The sequence below is a fragment of the Couchioplanes caeruleus genome, assembly GCF_023499255.1.
In the GTDB taxonomy this organism is placed as follows: domain Bacteria; phylum Actinomycetota; class Actinomycetes; order Mycobacteriales; family Micromonosporaceae; genus Actinoplanes; species Actinoplanes caeruleus_A.
This window is the reverse complement of the sequence record NZ_CP092183.1, coordinates 1,778,938-1,800,968: the sequence shown is the minus strand read 5'-3', so window position 1 is coordinate 1,800,968 and position 22,031 is coordinate 1,778,938. Positions and strand designations below refer to the sequence as shown.

Sequence of the window (22,031 nt, the reverse complement as noted above, 5' to 3'; positions counted from 1 at the left end):
GGCAATTAGCCGCGGTCGCCACCGCGGTCGCCGCTCGGACGCGACCGGCGCCGGCGCGGCGCGTCGCCACCCTCGCCCCGGTCACCGCGGGGAGCGCGCTCCTCGCGGGGCTTGTCCGACGCCGCGGGAGCCGCAGCGCCCTCGGGAGCCGCCTCGCCCTCGGGGCGGACCTTGTCGAGGTAGATCTTGCCCCGGTTGTCGATGTCCGCGATCGAGACCTCGACCTTGTCGCCGACGTTGAGGAAGTCCTCGACCTTGTCGACGCGCTTGCCGTCGCCCACCTTGGAGATGTGCAGCAGGCCGTCGCGGCCGGGCAGCAGCGAGATGAACGCGCCGAACGCGGCCGTCTTCACCACCGTGCCGAGGAACTTGTCCCCCACCTTCGGCAGGGTCGGGTTCGCGATGGCGTTGATCCGCTCGACCGCGGCCTCGGCGGCCGGGCCGTTGGTCGCGCCGACGTAGATCGTGCCGTCGTCCTCGATGGAGATGTCGGCGCCGGTCTCGTCCTGGATCGCGTTGATCGTCTGGCCCTTCGGGCCGATGACCATGCCGATCTTGTCGACCGGGATCTTCACGCTGGTGACCCGCGGCGCGTACTGGCTCATCTCGGCCGGGCTGTTGATCGCCTGGTCCATGACCTCGAGGATCGTGGCCCGGGCGTCGTGGGCCTGCTGCAGCGCGCCGGCCAGCACGTCCGACGGGATGCCGTCGAGCTTGGTGTCGAGCTGCAGCGCGGTGACGAACTCGCTGGTGCCGGCGACCTTGAAGTCCATGTCGCCGAACGCGTCCTCAGCGCCGAGGATGTCGGTCAGCGCGACGTACTGCGTCTTGCCGTCGACCTCGTCCGAGATCAGGCCCATCGCGATGCCGGCGACCGGCGCCTTGAGCGGCACGCCGGCGCTCAGCAGCGACAGCGTGGAGGCGCAGACCGAGCCCATCGAGGTCGAGCCGTTGGAGCCCAGCGCCTCGGAGACCTGGCGGATCGCGTACGGGAACTCCTCGCGCGACGGCAGCACGGGCACGAGGGCCCGCTCGGCCAGCGCGCCGTGGCCGATCTCGCGGCGCTTCGGCGAGCCCACCCGGCCGGTCTCACCGGTCGAGTACGGCGGGAAGTTGTAGTTGTGCATGTAGCGCTTGGACTTCTCGGGGGCGAGCGTGTCCAGGGCCTGCTCCATGCGCAGCATGTTCAGCGTGGTGACGCCCATGATCTGGGTCTCGCCCCGCTCGAACAGCGCCGAGCCGTGCACCCGCGGGAGGATGCCGACCTCGGCGGTCAGCGGGCGGATGTCGCGCGGGCCGCGGCCGTCGATGCGGACCTGCTCGCGCAGCACGCGCTGGCGGACCTCGGACTTGGTGACCGAGCGGAACGCCGCGCTGATCTCCTTCTCCCGGCCCTCGAACCGCTCGTCGAGCAGCTCGTGCGCCTTGGCCTTGACCCGGTCGAGGGCCTCCTCGCGCTCCTGCTTACCGGCGATCTTGAGCGCCTCGGCGGTCTCCTCGCGGACAGCCTCGACCACGGCGGCGTAGACGTCGTCCTGGTAGTCGAGGAAGACCGGGAACTCCTGGACCGGCTTCGCGGCGACCTCGGCGAGCTCGCTCTGCGCGCGGCACAGCTCGCGGATGGCCGGCTTGGCGGCCTCGAGCCCGCTGGCGACGACCTCCTCGGTCGGCGCGGTGGCGCCGGCCTGGATCAGCTTGACCGCCTGCGGGGTGGCCTCGGCCTCGACCATCATGATCGCGACATCGCCGTCGGCGGTGACCCGGCCCGCGACCACCATGTCGAAGGTGGCGCGCTCGAGCTCCTCGAGGGTCGGGAAGGCGACCCACTGGCCCTCGACGTGCGCGACGCGGGTCGAGCCGACCGGGCCGCTGAACGGCAGGCCGGAGAGCTTGGTCGACATCGAGGCGCCGTTCATGGCGACGACGTCGTACGGGTGCTGCGGGTCGAGCGCGAGGATGGTCTCGACGACCTGGACCTCGTTGCGCAGGCCCTTGGTGAACGACGGGCGCAGCGGCCGGTCGATCAGGCGGCAGGTGAGGATGGCGTCCTCGCTGGGGCGGCCCTCGCGGCGGAAGAACGAGCCGGGGATGCGCCCGACCGCGTACATCCGCTCCTCGACGTCCACCGTGAGCGGGAAGAAGTCGAAGTGCTCCTTGGGCGTCTTGCCGGCCGTGGTGGCCGACAGGACCGTGGTCTCGCCCAGCTGGACGATCACCGAGCCGGCGGCCTGCTTGGCCAGCCGGCCGGTGGAGAAGACGACCTCGCGGGTGCCGAACGAGCCGTTGTCGATGACGGCGGTGCGAGTTTCGGTGCCGAGAGCTTTCTGCTCTGTCATGTGGTGCGGTACTCCTTCGTCGAGGACCCGGCGGTCTCTACAGCGCGGTTACAGCGTGGCCGGTCTTCGATCGAAGTGCCCGGGATTCAGCCCGGGAACCACTACCGAGGACCGGTGCCGTCTCTTACTGCGGCCGCGCGGGTCCGGTGGTAAAGCTCGGGGGAGCGGCCACCTCGGCCACTCCCCCGTCAGGTCATCGGCGCAGGCCGAGACGCTCGATCAGCGTCCGGTAGCGCGCGATGTCCTTCTTCTGCACGTAGTTGAGGAGGCGGCGGCGACGACCCACCAGCAGCAGCAGACCACGACGGCTGTGGTGGTCGTGCTTGTGCACCTTGAGGTGCTCGGTGAGGTCGGCGATCCGCTTGGTGAGCATCGCGACCTGAACCTCGGGAGAGCCGGTGTCGCCCTCCTGGGTCGCGTACTCGCCCATGATCTTGGTCTTGGTCTCTTGGTCGAGCGCCATGTTCTCCGTGATTCTGTGTTGCCGGTGAATGCGGTGTCCCCGCGGCCCGCGGCGTCGGGCAGGCAGGCGGGACCGTGGACGGAATAAGCCCATCCGGATTCAACCCTACCAGCCCCATCCGATCGCCCCGCCCGCCACCCACGACCGGACTGAAGGCCTCTAACGCAGCAGCGCGCGGGTCTCCTCCACGTCCAGGCGGATCTGCGCGACCAGCGGCTCGATGCCGGTATATGTGCGCTGCTCCCGCAGATGGGCGACGAAGTCGAGGCTCACCCGTTCGCCGTACAGGTCGCCGTCGAAGTCGAGGACGTAGGCCTCGACCCGGCGCTCCCTGCCGGAGAACGTGGGGTTGGTGCCGACCGAGACGGACGCCGGCAGCGGGCCGCCGCGGTCACCGCCGCGCACCAGCCAGGCCGCGTACACGCCGTCGGCCGGGATGGCCGCATAGCGGTGGCACATCAGGTTGGCGGTGGGAAAGCCCAGCTCACGGCCGCGCTGATCGCCGCGGACCACCACGCCGGCCAGGCGGTGCGGGCGGCCGAGCGCGGCGGCGGCGGCCGCGACGTCCCCGGCGTCGACGCAACTGCGGATGTACGTGGACGAGAAGACGAGCCCGTCCTCGGCCACGAGCGGCGCCTCCTCGACGGTGAACCCGAACGTGCGGCCCAGCCGGGCGAGCAGCGGCAGGTCGCCGGCCGCCTTGTGACCGAAGCGGAAGTTGTCCCCCTCGACCACCACCGCGGCGTGCAGCGCGTCCACGAGCACGTCGTGCACGAACTCCTCCGGGCCGAGGTGCGAGAAGGCCGGGGTGAACGGGACCACGCAGAGCGCGTCGACGCCGAGTTGCTCGAGCAGCTCCGCCTTGCGCACCGGCTCGGTCAGCACGGCCGGGTGGGAGCCGGGCCGTACGACCTCCGCGGGGTGCGGGTCGAACGTCACGACGACCGACTGCAGCCCCATGTCGCGGGCGCGCTTCACGGTGTAGCCGATGATCGCCTGGTGGCCGCGGTGCACGCCGTCGAAGACCCCGATCGTCACCACGGACCGGCCGAACCCGCCCGGCACCGCCTCGTAGCCGCGCCACCGCTGCATTCCCGCGCCTCCCCTGTGCGTCCCGGGCGTAAGAGTATCGGTCTGCACGACTGCCTGAAACGCTACAGTTGATCCCGATATGCACATCGACTGGAGTGCTTTCATCCTGCTGACGGCGGAATTCACCTTCGTCGTCCTTTTCGCGCGGGCGCTCCTCGGCTACCTGCGCGGACGCGACCCTCTGCAACGGGACGCGACCCTGGTCTTCCTGCCCTGCACGCTGCTCTTCTGCGCCGACGTGGCGCGGCGGCTGAACGCGGACCTGCCCGCGTGGGTCAGCATGGTCACACTGACCGTGCTGCTCGCCCAGCCGTACCTGACCGTGCGGCTCGCGAGCCGGCTGCGCGGGGTGCCGCGGTGGCTGCACGTCGCCATGTTCGCGACGTTCCTCGCGGTGGCCGTACCCATGCTGTTCGTGCCCCGGCCGCTGCCGGTCGGCTGGCTGATCTTCGCGGTCGGCAGCTTCTTCTGCAGCGAGCTCATGGCGGCGGCGCTGCTGTACGGCAAGGCCCGCACCCGGTCCGGCGCCAACCGCGCACGGCTCACGATCGCCTCCGGGGCCACCGTGGCGTTCGCGGTGATGATCGTGCTGATCGGCATCGCCGCACTGCCCCACGCGGACCCGGCTTTCGGCGTCACCAACCGGGTGCTGGCCCTGCTCTCCGGCATCGGCTACCTCATCGCGTTCCTGCCGCCGCGCTGGCTGCGCCGGGCCTTCTCCGCCTCCGCGGCGCAGTCGGTGACCGAGCGCCTGCTGCACGCCCACGTCGAGACCCCGGACCAGGTCTGGCAGACGTACGCGGAGATCATGCGCGTGCAGACCGGGGCCGACGCGGTCGCCGTCCTCATGCCGCGACCGGACGGCCAGCTCGCGCCGATCGGCTATGCCGGGCCGTCGATCAGCATGCCGGCCGAGCTCGGCGCGACCGACCTCACCGCGCTCATCCGCGCCGGCCGGCCGGCCCGCCTGCGCGAGGGCGGCGACGCCCTGGTCCGGCACTTCGGCGACGACCTCGGCGACGACTTCGTGACGCTGATGAGCATGCCGGTGCCGCCGGACGCGGAGGGCGCGGTGCTGCTGTTCAACCGGCACCGCAGCCTGTTCAGCGACGACGACCTGCGGCTGCTCGCGCTGCTCGGCGGCCAGGCCGGCATCCTCGCCGAGCGGCAGGCCGTCCTGGCGGCACAGCACCGGATGGCCGCGGAGCTGAGCGCGTCGGTGGAGGCCCTGACCCGGGCGAGCCAGGCGAAGAGCGCGTTCCTGGCCAACATGAGCCACGAGCTGCGGACCCCGCTCAACGCGATCATCGGCTTCAGCGACCTGATGCGGCTGGAGGAGCCGGACGGCGACCGGCGCCGCGTTCCCGCCGACTGGGTCGAGCACATCCACACCAGCGGGCGGCACCTGCTGGGGCTCATCAACGACATCCTGGACCTGGCCAAGGTGGAGGCCGGGCGGCTGGACCTGCGCCTGGCGCCGCTGCGCGTGGACACCGCCGTGGCCGAGCTGCTCACCAGCCTGTCGCCGCTCATCGGCACGAAAGGGCTGGAGGTCGTCACGGCGCTGCGGCCGGCCACCGCGAACGCCGACCGGGTGCGCTTCCGGCAGATCGTCGAGAACCTGCTGTCGAACGCGATCAAGTTCACCCCCGCGGGCGGCCGGATCACCGTCGCGACCTCCGTCGAGGACGACCGGGTGGCGGTCATCGTCTCGGACACCGGCGTCGGGATCGCGGCGGCCGACCACCACCGGGTGTTCGAGGAGTTCCAGCAGGTCGGCGACCCGGACCGGCAGCGCGCCGGCACCGGCCTCGGGCTCGCGCTCACCAAGCGCCTCGTCGAGGCCCACGACGGGGAGATCTCGCTGCACTCGGCGCCGGGAGAGGGCAGTTCCTTCACCGTACGGCTGCCCGCGGCGCCCGAGGGCCGGCCCGTGACGGAGAGCCGCCCCGGCGAGGGCGCACGGGTGCTGCTGGTGGAGGACGACCCGCAGGCGGCGGAGCTGCTGAGCACCCAGCTGGGCAACGCGGGCTACCACGTCGACGTCATCGCGACCGGCGAGGCCGCCCTGTCCGCCGCCGCCGAACGCCCACCGGACGCGATCGTGCTCGACGTGGCGCTGCCCGGCATCGACGGCTTCGAGGTGCTCCGGCGGCTCAAAGCCGACCCCGGGCTGGCCGGCATTCCGGTGTTCTTCGCCACCATCATCGACGAGCGGCAGGCCGGGATCGCGCTGGGCGCCGACGACTACTTCGTGAAGCCGATCGACCAGGCGGCGTTGCTCGGCGCGCTGGCCAGGGCGATCGCGACCCGGCCCACCCCGCGGGTGCTCGTGGTCGACCACGACGACGCCGTGCGCCGGGCGATCGAGGACGGCCTGCGCGCCGGGGGCGCCGACGTGGTCGCCGTCGCCGACGGGCGCGACGGGCTCGCCAAGAGCCGGGAGAGCCGCTTCGACCTCATCGTCTGCGAGCTGCAGACCCACGAGGACGACGGCTTCGACATGATCGCCGCGCTCGAGCAGGACCCCGCGACCCGCGACGTGCCGGTGGTGGGCCTGACCCAGGCCGCCGGCGACGCCTCGCTGATGGCGCTGGCCGGCGGCGTGGTGGCGACAACGATGGCCGGCGGCACCGGCACGCAGGGATTCGCGCCGCTGCTGGGCGTGCGCACCGACGTCGACAAGGAGCAACGGTGACGGCCGAGAACCCGCGAATTCTGCTCGTCGAGGACGAGGAGCTGAACCGCACGCTGGTCAAGGCGGTACTCGCCCGGGCCGAGGTGGCCGCCGTCCGGGCGGCCGAGGTGCTGGAGGCGCCGACCCTGGCCGCGGCGCGGAGCCGGCTGGACGCGGAGGACGTCGACCTGGTCCTGCTCGACATGAACCTGCCGGACGGCAACGGCCTGTCACTCGCCGGCGAGCTGGCGGACGGTACGGCGACGGCCGGGCGCCGGCGACCGGCCGTGGTGGCGGTCACTGCCAGCGTGCTCCCCCAGGACCGGGCGGCGGCGCTGGAGGCGGGCTGCGACGGGTTCCTCGACAAGCCGTACGCGGCCGCCGACCTGGTCGCCGTCGTCGCCGAGCACCTGCCGAAGCGCTAGGCCGGGGCCAGCACGATCTCGGCGCGGGCCCTGCCGCCGCGCTCGGAGACGACGGCCAGGACCTCGCCCGCCGGGTCGAAGACGGCGTACGGGCCCTCGATGCCGACCGGCTCCAGCGGGCCGCCGTGGCTGAGCACCCGCACCTCGTCCACCGTGGCGTCGCGGCGCGGGAACGCCCGCCCGGCGGCCTCGGCCAGGGACAGCGACACGACGTCCGGCGCCCGCTGCTCGAGCTGCTCCAGCGTCGACGCCTCGGCCAGCGTCATCGCGCCCACCGCCGTACGCCGCAGCGCGGTGAGGTGGCCCCCGACGCCCAGCCCCCGGCCCAGGTCCCGGGCGATCGCCCGGATGTACGTACCGCTCGAGCAGGTGACGTCCACGTCGACGTCGACCACGTCACCGGAGTGCCGCACGTCCAGCACGTCGAGGCTGTGGATCGTGATCCGGCGCGCGGCGAGCTCGACCTCCTCGCCGTCGCGGACCCGCTTGTACGCCCGCTGCCCGTTCACCTTGATCGCGCTGACCGCGCTGGGCACCTGGTCGATCTCGCCGACCTGAGCCGCCAGCCCGGCCCGTACCGCCTCCTCGGTGACCTCCGCCGCCGAGATCGTGGCGGTCACGTCACCCTCGGCGTCGTCGGTGACGGTCGACTGGCCCAGCCGGATCGTCGCGAGGTAGCTCTTGCGGGAGCCGATCACGTACGTCAGCAGCCGGGTAGCCCGGTTGACGCCGATGACGAGAACGCCGGTGGCCATCGGGTCCAGCGTGCCGCCGTGCCCCACCCTGCGGGTCTTGGCCAGCCGCCGGATCCGCGCCACGACGTCGTGGGAGGTCATCCCGGCCGGCTTGTCCACAACGATGAGACCGTCGGTGTTCACGGCGTCCACCCAACCAGACGGCGGTCAGCGGGTGACGCCCAGGACCGCCCAGCGCGAGCCCCGCCACCGCACGAGCAGGGCGACGAGGCGGACCAGCGTGAACACGGCGAGGCCGGCCCAGATGCCGGGCAGGCCCCAGCGGAACGCGTACGCGAGCCAGATCAGCGGCAGGAAACCGCCGAGCGCGCCCACCAGGGTCATCGTGCGCAGGTAGCCGACGTCGCCCGCGCCGATCATCACCCCGTCGAGGGCGTAGACGACACCGGCGAACGGCAGCATGCCGACGAACCAGGGCCACACGACCGCGGCCTGGTCGTGGACGGCCCGGTCACCGGTGAACAACCCGGGGATCACGTCGGCGCCCGCCGCGGCCAGCACCGCGAACGCCAGGCCGGCGATTCCGCCCACGATGGTCACCCGGCGGGCCACCTCGCGTGCCGCCACGTGGTCCCCGGCCCCGAGCGCGGCGCCGACCAGCGACTGCGCGGCGATGGCGACCGCGTCCAGCGTCAGCGCGGCGAAGAACCACAGCTGCAGGGCGATCTGATGGGCGCCGACGGCGGCGACCCCGAACCGGGCGGCCACGGCCGTCGCCGACAGCCAGCAGGCCTGGAACGCCGCGCCGCGGATCAGCAGGTCACGCCCCAGGACCAGCTGGTTACCGATCACCGCGACGTCGGGCCGCAGGGGTGTGCGCTCGCGGACCAGCGCCCACAGGAACAGGCCGCCGGAGAGGCTCTGGGCGACGACGTTGGCCACGGCGGAGCCGGTCAGGCCCCATCCGGCCAGGTACACCAGCAGGGGGCAGAGCACGGCGGAGAGCACGTTCGCGCCGAGCACGAAATACAGCGGGCGGCGGGTGTCCTGCACGCCGCGCATCCAGCCGTTCCCGGCCGCGGCGAGGAGCAGACCCGGCGCACCCAGCACGGCGATGCGCAGCCATCCGGCGGCCGCCTGCGCCGTTGCCGGATCGCTCGCGAGGGCCCGGGTGAGCGGGCCGGCGAAGAGCTGGGCGAGCAGCGCCAGCAGCACGCCGGTGGTCAGCGCCAGCCAGGACGCCTGGACCCCTTCGGCGACGGCCGCCGTGCGGTCGCCGGCGCCGAACCTGCGGGCGGCGCGGCCGGTCGTGCCGTACGCCATCAGCGTGCCGAACCAGACGGCGAGCGACATCACCGTGCCGCCGACGGCAACCGCGGCGAGGGGCACCCGGCCGAGGTGGCCCACGACGGCCGTGTCGACCAGCACGTAGAGCGGCTCGGCCGCCAGCACGACCAGCGCCGGCACGGCGAGCGCAGCGATGCGCCCGGTCAGGGTGCGGTCGGCGACCACGGCGGACGGGCTCATGGAACCTCATGATGCCCGCCCTGCCGTAAGGATCGCAACGCGCATCGGCCGGTTACCCACCGGCCGGCTGGGGGTGTCCTACTGGCGCGTGTCCAGGGACGTCTGCAGGGCGCGGCGGGCCTGCTCGCGGGCGTCTTCGGTGGGCTGGGGCTTCGGCTTGGCAGCCATCTGACTGGGTCCTTCCACAGGGATCGGTCGAGCGGGGCGTCGCGAGGGCCGGTCCGGGATCACCGGAGGCGGCGCGGGGGCAACGCGGCCCGGATGGGTGCATCCGGGTGGCTCGAGGTCTTCACGGCGGCCCGTGGTCGTGACCGTGCAAAAACCAAATCACCGTTAACTCAAACTATCGTTCAGTCCCGCTGTGTGCCCCGCACATCCCGTAGAGCGGGACGCCAAAACACGACAGGCCGGCCCGAAGGCCGGCCTGTCCGCTGATCCGTCGCCCTAGGTGAGCAGATGCGCGGTCAATTGCTCCCGTACGGAGAAGACGACATCGCCGGGGGTCCCGTACCCGGTGAAGCCCGCCGCCAGCCGGTGCCCGCCACCGCCCAGCGCCACCGCCACCGCGCTCACGTCCACGGCACCTTTGCTGCGCATGGACACCGCCCATTCGGCGTCGCCGGTCTGCTTCACGACCACCGCCACGTCCACCTCCGCCACCGACCGCACCGGATCGATCAGCGCGTCGAGCACGTACGGCCGCTGCCCGTGCCGCTCGAGGTCCTCGAGCGTCGCGTACGTCCACACCATGCCGTGCCCGGCCGCGGCCGTCGGATCCAGCTGCGCCCGCCCCAGGACGTCGGCGAACAGCTTCATCGCCCCGAACGGCCGGCTGTCGAAGATGCGCCGCGAGATCTCCCCCGGCCGCAGCCCGGTCGCGATCAGCCGGGCCGCCATCTCGTGCACCCGCGGCGTCGTCATGTCGAACCGGAACGAGCCGGTGTCCGTCGCCAGCGCCACGTACAGGCACTCGGCGATCTCCACGTCCAGCGGCACGCCCAGCCGCCGCAGCAGCTCCTCGACGACCACCGACGTGGCGGCCGCGGTGGCGTCGACCAGGTTCACGTCGCCGAAACCGGTGTTCGAGGCGTGATGGTCCAGCACGACCGTCGCACCCGCGGCGCTCACCCGGTCCGCCAGGGCGCCCATGCGAGACTCCGCCGCCACGTCGAAGACCAGGGCCAGATCCGGATTCGCGTACGCCTCCTGCTCCGGCACCAGCAGCTCGAGGCCGGGCAGCGCGGTGAACGGCTCGGGCACCTCGAACGGGCCGGGGAAGGTCGCCTGCATCCGGCGCACGCCCAGCCGCCGCAGCCCGAGCGCGAACCCGAGCATGCTGCCCAGCGCGTCGCCGTCGGGATTCACGTGGCAGACCAGCAGCACCCGGCCCTCAGGAGCGAGCTCCCGCACCGTACGCACCGCGGCACCCCAGTCAGCGTCCGAGATCGCCACCGCGGCCTGATCCGCCTCCGAGCCGACGGCCGGCGCCGGGCCCGCTTCGGGACCCGCCGCGGCCTGGTTCGAGGCCGGGGTCTCCGCCGCGGCGGGCCGGGCCGCGGGAGTTCGCCCACCCGGCACCGGGAGGGCCGCCGCGACCGCCTCCGTCACCGTTTCTCCTCGGCGCCCACCCGCTCGTCGGCCTCGTCCTCGTCCTCCGGCTCCGCCTTGTACGGGTCCGGATCGCCGGCATACTGCTTCCCGGCGGCCAGCCGCTGCACCTCGGCATCCCGATGGCGAGCCGCGGCCAGCAGGTCGTCGATCTCCTTGGCGTGGTCCAGCACGTTGTCCAGGACGAAGGCGAGGCTCGGCGAGTGCCGCAGCCCGAGCGCGTGACCCACCCGGCTGCGCAACATGCCCTTGGCGCTCTCCAGCGCGGCGGCGGTCGAGGCCTGCTCGGTCTGATCACCCAGCACGGTGTAGTACACGTGGGCGTCGCGCAGGTCACCCGTGATCCGGGCGTCCGTGATCGTCACCATGCCGAGCCGGGGATCCTTGATCTCGCGCACCAGCGAAGCCACCAACTCCCGGACACGCTCCGCGTGCCGGCGCGTCTTGGCCGGGTCCGACATATCGCCCACCTCCGACAACCGTGCCTCAGGGCCGGGACCGAACCCCCGCCCAACGTCTGAGAGCCTACCCACGACCGCGGCCGCCCGAACGTCCCGCCGGTCCGTCCCGCTCCCACCCCGCGCCACCAGCCCATCCCCACCCCGCCCCACCGCAGCCGGCAACCCCCGCCGCCCGCCGAAGCCAACCGCCGCACTCAGCCACGGCCAGACGCGGCCGGCCGCCGTGGTCGGCCGCCGGGGCTTGCCGCGGTTGGCCCCTGACAACGCGGGCCACCCAGCGCTGCCGACCGACGGCGCCGGCGGCGCTCCCCCGTCCAACGGACAGGGCAGTGGCTCAATCCGGCCGCGGCGCTGCCGGCCGGCGGAACAGCAGAGGCGAAGCTCGGCGACAGCCGCGCTGCCGGCTCCACAATGCCCGCATCACCACGGGAGGCCGCACGTCCACCCGGCCGCGTGCCACGCCTCACCCACCGGGACCACAACGGCTTCGGGGGCGCACCAACCAAAAACCTCAGTCGTCATCCCCGAACAACCGCCGTCGCACGGACAACACCTCAACCTCAGGCCGCCCAGCAACCTGGTTCTCACAGGTATCCACCACAGCCCGAGCATGCCCGGGCTCCCCCGCAACCGCCGCCACCCCGATCAGCGCCCGCCCGTGCAGGTCGTGCATCCCCACCTCGGCGACGCTCACCTCGAACTTCTTCAGCAGAGCGATGATCGGCCGTACGTAGCCGCGCTTCTGCTTGAGCGAGCGGGAGTCACCGGGCAGGAGCAGGTCGAATACCGCAGTCTCCGTATACATCAGGGAGCAGCGTACGCCCGCCCACCGACACGATCACCCGGGTTTCCGGGCCACCACGACGTCCCGCTCGATGCCCTGGTCGACCCGGTGGCTCAGGGTGTCGTGGGCCACGATCTGCAGGCCGTTGGCGAGCAGGACGTCCTCGGCGAGCTCGCGCCTGGCGACCTTGGTGTTCCAGGACAGGCCGATGGCTCCGCCGGGCCGCAGCAGGGCGGCCCACTGCGGTACGGCGCGTTCGAGCAGGTCCAGCGGCCGGCGGGAGATGCCGCCCTCGTCGTCGTAGCTGCCGTGGGCGACGCCGTACGGCAGGTCCGCCACGACCACGTCGGCGCAGTTGGCGCGCAGCAGGCCGTCGAGCTGGGTGGTGTCGGCGTGCAGCACCGTGACCTTCTGCACGGCGCCCGCCTTGTGGTCCTCCTTGCTGGCCGCCAGCGTCACCTCGAGACGGCGGGCGGCCCGGCGCCCCTGGCGGCGTACGGGGACGAGCTCCGCGGTGTGCTTGAGGCGTTTGCGCTTCAGCCACGTCTGCAGGAACAGCTTGTACGCCTCCACGTCCTTGCCGTCGATCTCCACGCCCAGCGCGTCGTACCCGTACATGAGGGCCTGGTTGAGCGTGGTCCCGCGACCCGCCAGCGGGTCGCAGACAGTGAGCTGCTTGTCGAGCATGCGCTGCGCGGAGGCGGAGGCGAGCAGGGTGAGGTTGAGCAGCAGCTTGGTGAACTGCTCGTTGGTCTTGCCGGCGTACTTCGGGATCGTGATGAGGTCGCTGTCGAAGCGGGCCAGCGGGCTCAGCGGTACGGGCCGCAGCAGCTCGTCGCCGACCCGTTCGAAGAGGGCGTAGCCGGCGGACAGGTTCGACAGGTACGCGATGTCCCGGTCGGCGAGGTCGCCCGTGAAGGTCAGGTAGCCCACGCCGCCGATGGTGGCCTCGTCGATCTCGCTCAGCGACCCGGTCAGTACGGGTGAGAAGGCGGCGAGCTCGGCCCGGGAGAGGCGGCCGGCCTGGTCGGCGTAGACGCGGTTGGCGGAGGGGGCGAGCAGGAGGGCGTAGCGGGACATCCCAGTAGTAAAGACAACGGCCCCCGGTGCCGGAGCACCGGGGGCCGTGGTCATGCCGGGGTCATCAGGCCCGCGGCTTCTCGCGCATCTCGAAGGTCTCGATCACGTCGCCCGTCTGCGGCGTGCCGAAGCCCTGGAGCGTCAGACCACACTCGAAGCCCTCGCGGACCTCGGTGGCGTCGTCCTTGAACCGCTTCAGCGAGCTGATCGTGACGTTCTCCGCCACCACGACACCCTCGCGCAGGACGCGCGCCTTGGCGTTGCGGCGGATGAGGCCCGACCGGACCATACAACCCGCGATGAGACCGATCTTGGACGAGCGGAAGACCTCGCGGATCTCCGCCGTGCCCAGCTCGACCTCTTCGTACTCGGGCTTGAGCAGGCCCTTGAGCGCCGCCTCGATCTCCTCGATGGCCTGGTAGATCACGCTGTAGTAGCGGATCTCCACGCCGGCGCGGTCGGCCATCTCCTTGACCTTGTTCGAGGCCCGGACGTTGAAGCCGATGATCGTCGCGATCTGCTCCGACGAGGCCGACGCCAGGTTGACGTCGCTCTCGGTGATCGCACCGACGCCGCGGTGGATGACCTTGAGCTGGATCTCGTCCGGAATCTCGATCTTGAACAGCGCGTCCTCGAGGGCCTCCACCGAACCGGAGGAGTCACCCTTGATGAGCAGCGTGAGCGAGGTCTTCTCGCCCTCCTTGAGCTGCTCCATGAGCGTCTCGAGGGTGGCCCGGCCGCGCGAGTTGGCGAAGCTCGCCGCGCGGCGGCGTGCCTGCCGCTGCTCGGCGATCTGCCGCACCGTGCGGTCGTCCTCGGCGGCGAGGAACGTGTCGCCCGCGCCCGGCACCGAGGTCAGACCCAGCACCAGGACCGGACGAGCCGGCTCGGCCTCGGCCACGGTCTGGCCGTTCTCGTCGAGCATGGCGCGGACGCGGCCGTGCGCGCCGCCCGCCACGATCGAGTCGCCGGCCCGGAGCGTGCCCTTCTGCACCAGGACGGTGGCGACCGCACCGCGGCCCTTGTCCAGGTGCGACTCGACCACGACACCCTGGGCGGGGCCGTCGATCGGAGCGGTCAGCTCCAGCGACGCGTCGGCGGTCAGCAGGACGGCCTCGAGCAGGTCGTCGATGCCGATGCCCGGCTTCGCCGCGACGTTGACGAACATCGTCTCGCCGCCGTACTCCTCGGCGAGCAGCCCGTAGTCGGCCAGCTGCTGGCGGACCTTCTCCGGGTTGGCGTCCGGCTTGTCGACCTTGTTGACCGCGACCACGATCGGCACCTCGGCCGCCTTGGCGTGGTTCAGCGCCTCCACCGTCTGCGGCATGACGCCGTCGTCGGCGGCCACCACCAGGATGACGATGTCCGTCGCCTGGGCGCCACGGGCACGCATGGCGGTGAACGCCTCGTGACCCGGGGTGTCCAGGAACGTGATGGCACGGTCGATGCCGTTGTGCTCGTAGCCCACCTGGTAGGCGCCGATGTGCTGGGTGATGCCACCCGCCTCGCCGGCCACCACGTTGGTCTTGCGGATCGCGTCGAGCAGCTTCGTCTTACCGTGGTCGACGTGACCCATGACGGTCACGACCGGCGGCCGGGTGACGAGGCGGTCCTCGGCGACGTCGGCGTCGAGGTCGATGTTGAACTGCGCGAGCAGCTCGCGGTCCTCGTCCTCGGGGCTGACGATCTGGACGTTGAAGCCCAGGTGCTCGCCGAGCAGCAGCAGCGTGTCGTCGGAACACGACTGCGTCGCCGTCACCATCTCGCCCAGGTTGAACATCTCCTGGACCAGCGAGCCGGGGTTCGCGTTGATCTTGTCGGCGAAGTCGGAGAGCGACGCACCGCGCGACAGCCGGATCTCCTGACCCTGACCGCGCGGGGCGCCCGAGCTCATCTGCGGAGCCGACAGGTTGTCGAACTCCTGACGCCGCTGCTTCTTCGACTTCCGGCCACGGGTCGGCCGGCCACCGGGACGCCCGAAGGCACCCGCGGCACCGCCGCCACGACCGCGGCCGCCGCCACCCGGACGACCGGGGGCGCCACCGACCGGGCCACCGCCGCCGCCACCGGGACGGAAACCGCCACCGGCACCGCCGCCGCCACCGGGACCGCCACGGTAACCGCCGCCACCGGCACCGCCGCCGCCACCAGGGCCGCCACGGTAACCGCCGCCACCGGCACCGCCGCCGCCACCGGGACGGAAACCGCCGCCACCGGGACCGCCACGGCCGGCGCCACCGGGACCGCCGGGGCGGCCGGCGCCGGGTCCGGCCGGACGGCCGGGACGCTGCGAGGGCATGGACGCGGGGCTGGGCCGCGGCGGCATCGAGGCAGGGCTCGGCCGCGGCGGCATGCCCGCCGGGTTGGGACGCGGCATCGCCGACGGGGTCGGCCGCGCGCTCGCGCCGCCGGACACGCCGAACGGGTTGTTGCCGGGACCGCGGGCCGGCGGGCGCGGAGCGCCACCGGCCGGGCCGGGACGACCCGGGGCCGGAGCGCCCGGCGTGCCGGGACGGGCGGCCGCGGGAGAGCCGGGACGCGGCGGGACCGAGCCGGGGCCCGGAGGCCGCGGCCGGGAGGTGCCGTCGGCCGGGGGCTGCTGCGCCCGGCGCTCGGCGTCACGGGTACGGGCGGCCTGGGCCGCCTTCACCGCGGCTTCCTGCTCGGCCTTCAGTGCCGAGGCGCGCGCCTCGGCGGCCGCCACCTCGATGTCGTGTGCGCTCGCCGGCTTGGCGACCGGGCCGGGCGTGGGGCCCGGACGGTTCGGAACCGGCGGCTTGGGCCGGGCCAGCGAGCCGGGGCTCGGCGCCGGGGACGCGGGCGCGCTGGGCGCTTCCGCGGCCGGAGCCGTAGGCCGGCGCGGCGGCTGCGGCCGGGCGGTCGTGGGGCTGGGACGGGGCGCGCTGGGCGCCGGGGCGCTCGGCGCCGCCGTGGCGGGGGCCGCCGCAGCGGCACCGTTCTGGGCGTCGAGGGCACCCCTCAGCCGTCGGGCCACGGGGGCCTCGACCGTGCTGGATGCGGACTTGACGAACTCGCCCATCTCCTTGAGCTTGGCGAGAACGGTCTTGCTGTCGACCCCGAGCTCCTTCGCGAGCTCGTGTACGCGGGCCTTACCTGGCACTGCACTCCTCACTTCGAGGTCGTGCGAGCCGAACCCGCAGCGACCTCACTCCTGCACTTGAAGCCTGGTCATTTCAGGGACTTCATCGTGTGCTCATGTCGGTCGTCCTACCTTGCTGGGTCGTGACGGGGCTCCGACGCCTCGTCATCGGTCTTTCCGGGCGGCGTGACCGCGCGGATGTGCTCGGCAAGCAAGCCGGTGTCAGCAACACCGGTGAGACGCAACGCGCGCCCGAAGGCACGTCGCCGCTCCGCCTGCGCGAAGCAAGCCGGATCAGGATGCAGGTGCGCTCCCCGACCCGGCAGTCTGCGGCCCGGATCGGGTTGAAGCCGGAGATCATCTCCCGCTCCCACCACGACGAACCGCAGTAACTGGGAGGTCAGCGCGCGTGAGCGACAACCGATGCAGGTTCGCACCGGGCCGACCTCCGAAAAGTCTACCCCTCGTACGCGCGGTCCGCGTATCCGGTCAGCTTCCCGTCTCGGCGGCATCCCGCTCCCCGGCCGTGGCCGGCTCGTTGTCGGGCCGGATGTCGATGCGCCATCCGGTCAGCCGGGCCGCGAGCCGGGCGTTCTGTCCCTCCCGGCCGATCGCCAGGGAGAGCTGGAAGTCGGGCACGGTGACCCGGGCGGTGCGGGAGGCGGCGTCCACCACCTCCACACGCAGGGCCTTCGCCGGTGAGAGCGCGTTGCCGACGAACTGCGCCGGATCGTCCGACCAGTCGATGATGTCGATCTTCTCGCCGTGCAGCTCGCTCATCACCGCGCGGACCCGCTGGCCCATCGGCCCGATGCAGGCGCCCTTGGCGTTGACGCCGGGCACGGTCGAGCGGACCGCGATCTTCGTACGGTGACCAGACTCACGTGCGATGGCCGCGATCTCCACGGTGCCGTCGGCGATCTCCGGCACCTCGAGCGCGAACAGCTTCTTCACCAGCGCCGGGTGCGAGCGGGACAGCGTGATCTGCGGCCCGCGGAAGCCCTTGGCCACGTGCACGACGATGGCGCGGATGCGGGAGCCGTGCTCGTACGTCTCGCCGGGGACCTGCTCGGACTGCGGCAGCACCGCCTCGAGCTTGCCCAGGTCGACGATCACGATGCCCTTCTCGGCCCGCGCCGCGTCCGCCTGCACGATGCCGGTGACCAGGTCACCGTCGCGGCCGGCGTACTCACCGAAGTGGGCCTCGTCGGTCGCCTCGCGCAGCCGCTGCAGGATGACCTGCTTGGCGGTCATCGCCGCGATGCGCCCGAAGTCGTGCGGGGTGTCGTCCCACTCCCGGACGACAGTGCCGTCGGCGTCGAGCTCCTGCGCGTACACCGAGGCCGCGCCGGTCTTGCGGTCGATCTCCACCCGGGCGTGACTCTCCGCGCCCTCGGTGTGCCGGTACGCGGTCAGCAGCGCCGTCTCGATCGCCGCGAGGATCGTCTCGAACGGGATCTCCCGCTCGCGCTCCAGGGCGCGCAGCGCCGCGAGGTCGATGTTCACCTCTCCTCGCCCTCCCCATCCTCGTCGTCGTCTTCGTCTTCGTCTTCGTCTTCATCGTCGTCGCCGGCGTCGTCCTCGTCCGGGAAGACCGCCTCGTCGAGCCGCTTGAACTCGATCTGGACCTTGCCGGGGCCGAGGTCGGCGTACGCCACCTCGCGGGTCTCGCCGTCGACGTCCAGCACCACCGCGGTGTCGCCCGCCTGGGTGACGCGCCCGGTGACCGAGCGGCCGCCGATGGCCACCGCGACGAGCCGGCCGGCGTTGCGCCGCCAGTGCCGCGGGAGCGTCAGGGGGCGGTCCACCCCGGGCGAGCCCACCTCGAGCTGATATTCGCCGGCGAGCACCTCGCCTCCGGTCTCCTCTGCCGCGTCGAGCGCGGTGGAGATGTCCCGGGACACGACGGCCACGTCGTCGAGGCTGATCCCGCCGTCGGCGTCCACGAGCACCCGTACCACGTGACGGCGGCCGGCCCGGGAGATGGTCACCTCTTCGAGGTCGTACCCCGCGGCTGCGACGACCGGCTCGATCACCGCGCGGACCCGGGCCCGGGCGGCCACGAGGTCGATGCGCGGGGCGGCCGGCGCGGACTGCTGGTCGGAGGCATCCCGGCCCCGGTTGCCGGAGCGGCGGTTCGCCGGCCGGGCACCGGTGCGACCACGCTGCGTCATCGGCCCCAACCCTTCTGCTCGAATCCGGCGGGCGGCACGCCGCTCACCGGTGGATCGCCGGGAACACCGGCATGCCACCGGGGGTGTTTTCCCCGGCGGCTGACGCAGAGCGTAACGCGCCGCGGCCCGGGCCCGGCCGCCGCCGCACCGAATCCCCGCCATGCGCAGGTCAGCGGCGTGCGGGCGCGAGCGTCGCACCGAGCCTCCGGCGGGCGGCACGGATGGTGTTGACTGACCGGGTGGACAGACGTCAGCTCCTGGGCGCCGCCGCGGGGACGGCCGTGGCCGCGTCCACGCTCGCGGGCTGCGGGCTCTTCGACGACGACCCCGATCCGGCGCCGCAGCCCGACGCGCTGCAGCCGCTGCTGGACGAGGCCCTCCGGCTGGCCGCGGCGTACGACCGCGTCGCCGTCGCCCAGCCGGGCCTGCGGGAACGGCTGAGCCCGCTCGCCGAGGACCACCGGGCGCACGCGGCGGCGCTGGCAGCGCTGATCGGCGTCACCCTGCCGTCGGCGGTCGCCTCGGCGGCGCCCGGCGGGGACGCGGCCCAGACGGTGGCGGCGCTGCGCAAGGCCGAGCAGTCGGCTCAGAGGACCGCGGTCGCGGCGTGCCGCAAGGCTCCCGTCCAGCGGGTCGCGCTGGTCGGATCGATCGCGGCCGCACGGGCCGCGCACGCCGAGGCGTTGCGGTGAACGCCCAGCTGGCGGCCGCCCTGGCGGCCGAGGAGGCGGCGATCTACGCGTACGGGGCGTTGGGCGTGAAGCTCACCGGTACGGGTGACCGCACCGAGGCGCGTGCCGCCGAGGCAGTCCACCGCGACCGCCGCGACGTGCTCGTCGCCCGCCTGGCCGAGCTGCGGGCCACGCCGGCGCCGGCCCCGGCCGGTTACCGCCTCCCGTTCGCGATCACCGGCCGGGAGAGCGCGCTGAAGCTCGCGATCCAGGTGGAGGACGGGGTGGCCCAGGCGTGGCGGGCCGTCCTGCCGGTCACCGAGGGCGACGACCGGGCCACGGCACTCAGCGCGCTGATCGACTCCGCCGTCCGCGCGACCCGCTGGCGGCGCCTCGGCGCGGTGACACCGGCGACCATCCCCTGGCCGGGACGCCCCTGACGCGCGCCGGGCGGCCCGGCCGGCCACCCGGCACGGACGGCGCCGGGCCGACGCCGGCCGCCGGGCCGCAATGGTGAGCGGCCGGTCACGGACAGCTCTTCACAGTGCGGTCGGCGTACCCGAGAATCAAGCGGTGTCGACGGACGAGATCGACCTGGGCAATCCGCGCTGGTATCTGGCCACGCGGCTGCGTGACATGCTGCAGCACCGGTGGTCCGCCGAGGTGCGGGCGATCGGCGTGCACGGTTCGATGGCGCACGGCGACGACAGCGACCAGAGCGACATCAACCTGGTCGTCGTCACGTACCGTCAAGGTGCCGGTCCCCGGGCGGCGCTGCGCCGCGTCGACGGCATCCTGGTCGATCTCAGCGTCGTGACCGGCGACGACGGCCTGCGCCGGGCCCGCGAGCTGACCCCGCGGTGGCCGCTGGAGGCGGACCGCTACCTGACCGTGCGTGACCTGTACGACCCGCGCGGCTGGTTCGGTCAGCAGCGTGACGGCCACCTGGCGAAGCTCGCCGAGACCCGGCCCGGGGAGTTCAGCGGCCTGGCCCGCCGCAACTGGTGCATCGCCTCCGCGGCGCACGCCCGCGCGGTGCGCCTCGCCGAGTGGTACGAGACCGACGCCGCGCTGGTGCTGATGGCCGAGGCCCGCCTGCACACCGCCATGGTGACCGGCCTGCTGAGCCGCACGTATTTCCGCAACCGGGCCGACGCGGTGAAACGCACCGGACTGGCGGGCGCGGACATGACCGAGCTGGGCGCGGTGCTCAAGAGCCAGGCGGAGGAGCTGACCGCCCGGGGCCGCCCGGTGGACGGCCCCCTCAACGCGTTGTTCGATTAGGCGACCCCGACACCGATCAGCGAGCCGATCACATACGTGGCGCCGGCCGCGGCCGCACCGAGCACCAGCTGCCGCACGCCGCTGCGCCACCACGGCTGACTGGTGAACCGCGCGACGATCACACCGGCCACGAAGAGGCCCGCGCCCCCGACCGCCAGGGCGAGCGCGAGACTGTCCGACCCCAGCAGGTACGTCAGCAGCGGCACGACCGCACCGATGGAGAAGCACACGAACGAGGACACCGCGGCGGTCCACGGGCTGGGCAGCTCGTCCGGGACCACGCCCAGCTCCTCCTGCGCGTGCACCCGCAACGCCTGCTCGGGGTCGGCCTTCAGCACGTCGGCCACCTGGCGCGCCAGGTGCTCGGGCAGGCCCCGGGCGGTCCACATCTCGACCAGCTCGTCGGCCTCGCCCTCGGGGTTCTCCCGCAGCTCCCGCAGCTCCTTGTCCAGCTCCGCGGCGACCTGGTCGTTCTGCGTGCGGACGCTCGTGTACTCGCCGAGGCCCATCGAGATCGCGCCGGCCACCAGGCCCGCGACGCCGGTGAGGATGAGCGTGTGCCGGCCGACCCCGCCGCCGCCGACCCCGGCGATCAGGGCGATGTTGGTCACCAGGCCGTCCATCGCGCCGAACGTGGCCGCGCGCAGCCAGCCGCCCGAGACGTCGGCGTGGTGGTGCTCGACGGCGGTCACGGGAGGGTGAGGATCTCGTACCCGTCCTCCGTCACCACCAGCGTGTGCTCGAACTGCGCCGTCCACTTGCGGTCCTTCGTGACGACGGTCCAGCCGTCGCCCCACATCTCGTACTCGTGCGTGCCGAGGGTGATCATCGGCTCGATGGTGAAGGTCATGCCCGGCTCCATCACGGTGTCGAGCCGGGGGTTGTCGTAGTGCGGGATGTACAGCCCGCTGTGGAACGTCTCGCCGATGCCGTGGCCGGTGAAGTCGCGCACCACGCCGTAACCGAAGCGGCGCGCGTACGCCTCGATCACCCGCCCGATCGCGTTGATCGGCCGGCCGGGCGCCACGGCCCGGATGCCGCGCATCATCGCCTCGTGGGTGCGCTCGACGAGCAGCCGGGCCTCCTCGCTGACGTCGCCCACGCAGAACGTAGCGTCCGTGTCGCCGTGCACACCGTCGAGGTACGCGGTCACGTCCACGTTGACGATGTCGCCGTCCTCGAGCACGGTCGTGTCCGGGATGCCGTGACAGATGACCTCGTTGAGCGACGTGCAGCAGGACTTGGGGAAGCCCTTGTAACCCAGCGTCGACGGGTACGCCCCGTGGTCGACGAGGAACTCGTGCACCACCCGGTCGATCTCGTCGGTGCTCACGCCGGGCTTGCAGTGCTCACCGGCGAGCTGGGTGGCCTGGGCGGCGATCCGGCCGGCCACCCGCATCTTCTCGATCGTCTCCGGCGTCTGCACGTGCGATCCACGCCACTCTTTCGGGCGCTTCTTACCGACGTACTCGGGGCGGGCGATCTGCGGGGGCACCGCCCGCACGGGCGAGAGCTTCCCGGGGGTGAGCGGGGCACGAACCGTCATGCTCGTCCCTTTCTGGGCAGGCCCTCCTGGCCCTCGCCGCCGCGGCCGGCGGCCGCTGGCGGGAGGTGCAGCTCGGTGCTGTCGGTCATGGGTCCAGCCTATCGCCGG

Annotated in this window: 20 protein-coding genes; 5 read left to right on the top strand and 15 right to left on the bottom strand. The window is 72.8% G+C overall.

Annotation, left to right across the window (positions count from 1 at the left end; genetic code table 11):
• Positions 1-5 precede the first annotated feature (5 nt).
• The 3 genes from COUCH_RS08535 to COUCH_RS08525 form a co-directional block, all read right to left on the bottom strand.
• Positions 6-2,336, bottom strand: coding sequence for a polyribonucleotide nucleotidyltransferase (locus tag COUCH_RS08535; RefSeq protein WP_249611527.1), 2,331 nt, complete (start codon positions 2,334-2,336; stop codon positions 6-8).
• A gap of 193 nt (positions 2,337-2,529) precedes the next feature.
• On the bottom strand, positions 2,530-2,799 hold the full coding sequence (rpsO, locus tag COUCH_RS08530) for a 30S ribosomal protein S15 (protein WP_249611526.1): 270 nt from the start codon (positions 2,797-2,799) through the stop codon (positions 2,530-2,532).
• Positions 2,800-2,958: 159 nt separating this feature from the next.
• On the bottom strand, positions 2,959-3,891 hold the full coding sequence (locus COUCH_RS08525) for a bifunctional riboflavin kinase/FAD synthetase (protein WP_249611525.1): 933 nt from the start codon (positions 3,889-3,891) through the stop codon (positions 2,959-2,961).
• A gap of 79 nt (positions 3,892-3,970) precedes the next feature.
• Here COUCH_RS08525 and COUCH_RS08520 point away from each other — a divergent pair, with 79 nt between their 5' ends.
• Both COUCH_RS08520 and COUCH_RS08515 read left to right on the top strand, forming a co-directional pair.
• Positions 3,971-6,589 (top strand): response regulator, encoded by a 2,619-nt coding sequence (locus COUCH_RS08520; RefSeq protein ID WP_249611524.1) that lies wholly within the window; start codon positions 3,971-3,973, stop codon positions 6,587-6,589.
• Entirely contained in the window at positions 6,586-6,993 is a 408-nt protein-coding gene (locus COUCH_RS08515) for a response regulator (protein ID WP_249611523.1), read from the top strand. The genes COUCH_RS08520 and COUCH_RS08515 overlap by 4 nt, the downstream gene beginning before the upstream one ends.
• On the opposite strand, the gene truB is transcribed toward COUCH_RS08515, so the two are convergent.
• From truB to rimP, 10 genes are all read right to left on the bottom strand, one after another.
• Positions 6,990-7,871, bottom strand: coding sequence for a tRNA pseudouridine(55) synthase TruB (gene truB / locus COUCH_RS08510; protein WP_275980080.1), 882 nt, complete (start codon positions 7,869-7,871; stop codon positions 6,990-6,992). The genes COUCH_RS08515 and truB overlap by 4 nt on opposite strands.
• Positions 7,872-7,895: 24 nt before the next feature.
• Complete coding sequence (locus tag COUCH_RS08505; RefSeq protein ID WP_249611522.1) at positions 7,896-9,215, bottom strand: MATE family efflux transporter; 1,320 nt, start codon at positions 9,213-9,215, stop codon at positions 7,896-7,898.
• 444 nt (positions 9,216-9,659) lie between these two features.
• Positions 9,660-10,661 carry a DHH family phosphoesterase gene (locus tag COUCH_RS08500; RefSeq protein WP_430640965.1) on the bottom strand — a complete coding sequence of 334 codons (1,002 nt, stop codon included), beginning with the start codon at positions 10,659-10,661 and terminating at the stop codon, positions 9,660-9,662.
• Positions 10,662-10,819: 158 nt separating this feature from the next.
• The gene (rbfA, locus tag COUCH_RS08495; protein ID WP_249611521.1) at positions 10,820-11,284 is read right to left on the bottom strand and encodes a 30S ribosome-binding factor RbfA; all 465 of its coding nucleotides are present in this window, start codon (positions 11,282-11,284) and stop codon (positions 10,820-10,822) included.
• Between the two features lie 511 nt (positions 11,285-11,795).
• A complete protein-coding gene (locus COUCH_RS08490; RefSeq protein ID WP_249611520.1) occupies positions 11,796-12,089 on the bottom strand; it encodes a DUF503 domain-containing protein in 294 nt (97 codons plus the stop codon).
• A gap of 33 nt (positions 12,090-12,122) precedes the next feature.
• A complete protein-coding gene (locus COUCH_RS08485) occupies positions 12,123-13,148 on the bottom strand; it encodes a TRM11 family SAM-dependent methyltransferase (protein ID WP_249611519.1) in 1,026 nt (341 codons plus the stop codon).
• A gap of 64 nt (positions 13,149-13,212) precedes the next feature.
• Complete coding sequence (gene infB, locus COUCH_RS08480; RefSeq protein ID WP_249611518.1) at positions 13,213-16,269, bottom strand: translation initiation factor IF-2; 3,057 nt, start codon at positions 16,267-16,269, stop codon at positions 13,213-13,215.
• Positions 16,270-16,376: 107 nt separating this feature from the next.
• The gene (locus COUCH_RS38835; protein WP_275980079.1) at positions 16,377-16,760 is read right to left on the bottom strand and encodes a YlxR family protein; all 384 of its coding nucleotides are present in this window, start codon (positions 16,758-16,760) and stop codon (positions 16,377-16,379) included.
• Entirely contained in the window at positions 16,738-17,754 is a 1,017-nt protein-coding gene (gene nusA, locus COUCH_RS08465; protein WP_249611516.1) for a transcription termination factor NusA, read from the bottom strand. The genes COUCH_RS38835 and nusA overlap by 23 nt, the downstream gene beginning before the upstream one ends.
• Positions 17,751-18,422 carry a ribosome maturation factor RimP gene (gene rimP / locus COUCH_RS08460; RefSeq protein ID WP_249611515.1) on the bottom strand — a complete coding sequence of 224 codons (672 nt, stop codon included), beginning with the start codon at positions 18,420-18,422 and terminating at the stop codon, positions 17,751-17,753. The genes nusA and rimP overlap by 4 nt, the downstream gene beginning before the upstream one ends.
• A 239-nt stretch (positions 18,423-18,661) precedes the next feature.
• On the opposite strand from rimP, the gene COUCH_RS08455 reads away from it, so the two are divergent.
• From COUCH_RS08455 to COUCH_RS08445, 3 genes are all read left to right on the top strand, one after another.
• Complete coding sequence (locus COUCH_RS08455; RefSeq protein WP_249611514.1) at positions 18,662-19,114, top strand: hypothetical protein; 453 nt, start codon at positions 18,662-18,664, stop codon at positions 19,112-19,114.
• Positions 19,111-19,533: a ferritin-like domain-containing protein gene (locus COUCH_RS08450; protein WP_249611513.1), complete on the top strand. Its 423-nt coding sequence runs from the start codon at positions 19,111-19,113 to the stop codon at positions 19,531-19,533. The genes COUCH_RS08455 and COUCH_RS08450 overlap by 4 nt, the downstream gene beginning before the upstream one ends.
• A gap of 133 nt (positions 19,534-19,666) precedes the next feature.
• Entirely contained in the window at positions 19,667-20,377 is a 711-nt protein-coding gene (locus COUCH_RS08445; protein WP_249611512.1) for a nucleotidyltransferase domain-containing protein, read from the top strand.
• Here COUCH_RS08445 and COUCH_RS08440 read toward each other — a convergent pair.
• Positions 20,374-21,069, bottom strand: coding sequence for a VIT1/CCC1 transporter family protein (locus COUCH_RS08440; RefSeq protein ID WP_275980078.1), 696 nt, complete (start codon positions 21,067-21,069; stop codon positions 20,374-20,376). The genes COUCH_RS08445 and COUCH_RS08440 overlap by 4 nt on opposite strands.
• A complete protein-coding gene (gene map / locus COUCH_RS08435) occupies positions 21,066-21,923 on the bottom strand; it encodes a type I methionyl aminopeptidase (protein ID WP_249611511.1) in 858 nt (285 codons plus the stop codon). Before map ends, COUCH_RS08440 begins: the two co-directional genes overlap by 4 nt.
• Between the last annotated feature and the right edge of the window lie 108 nt (positions 21,924-22,031).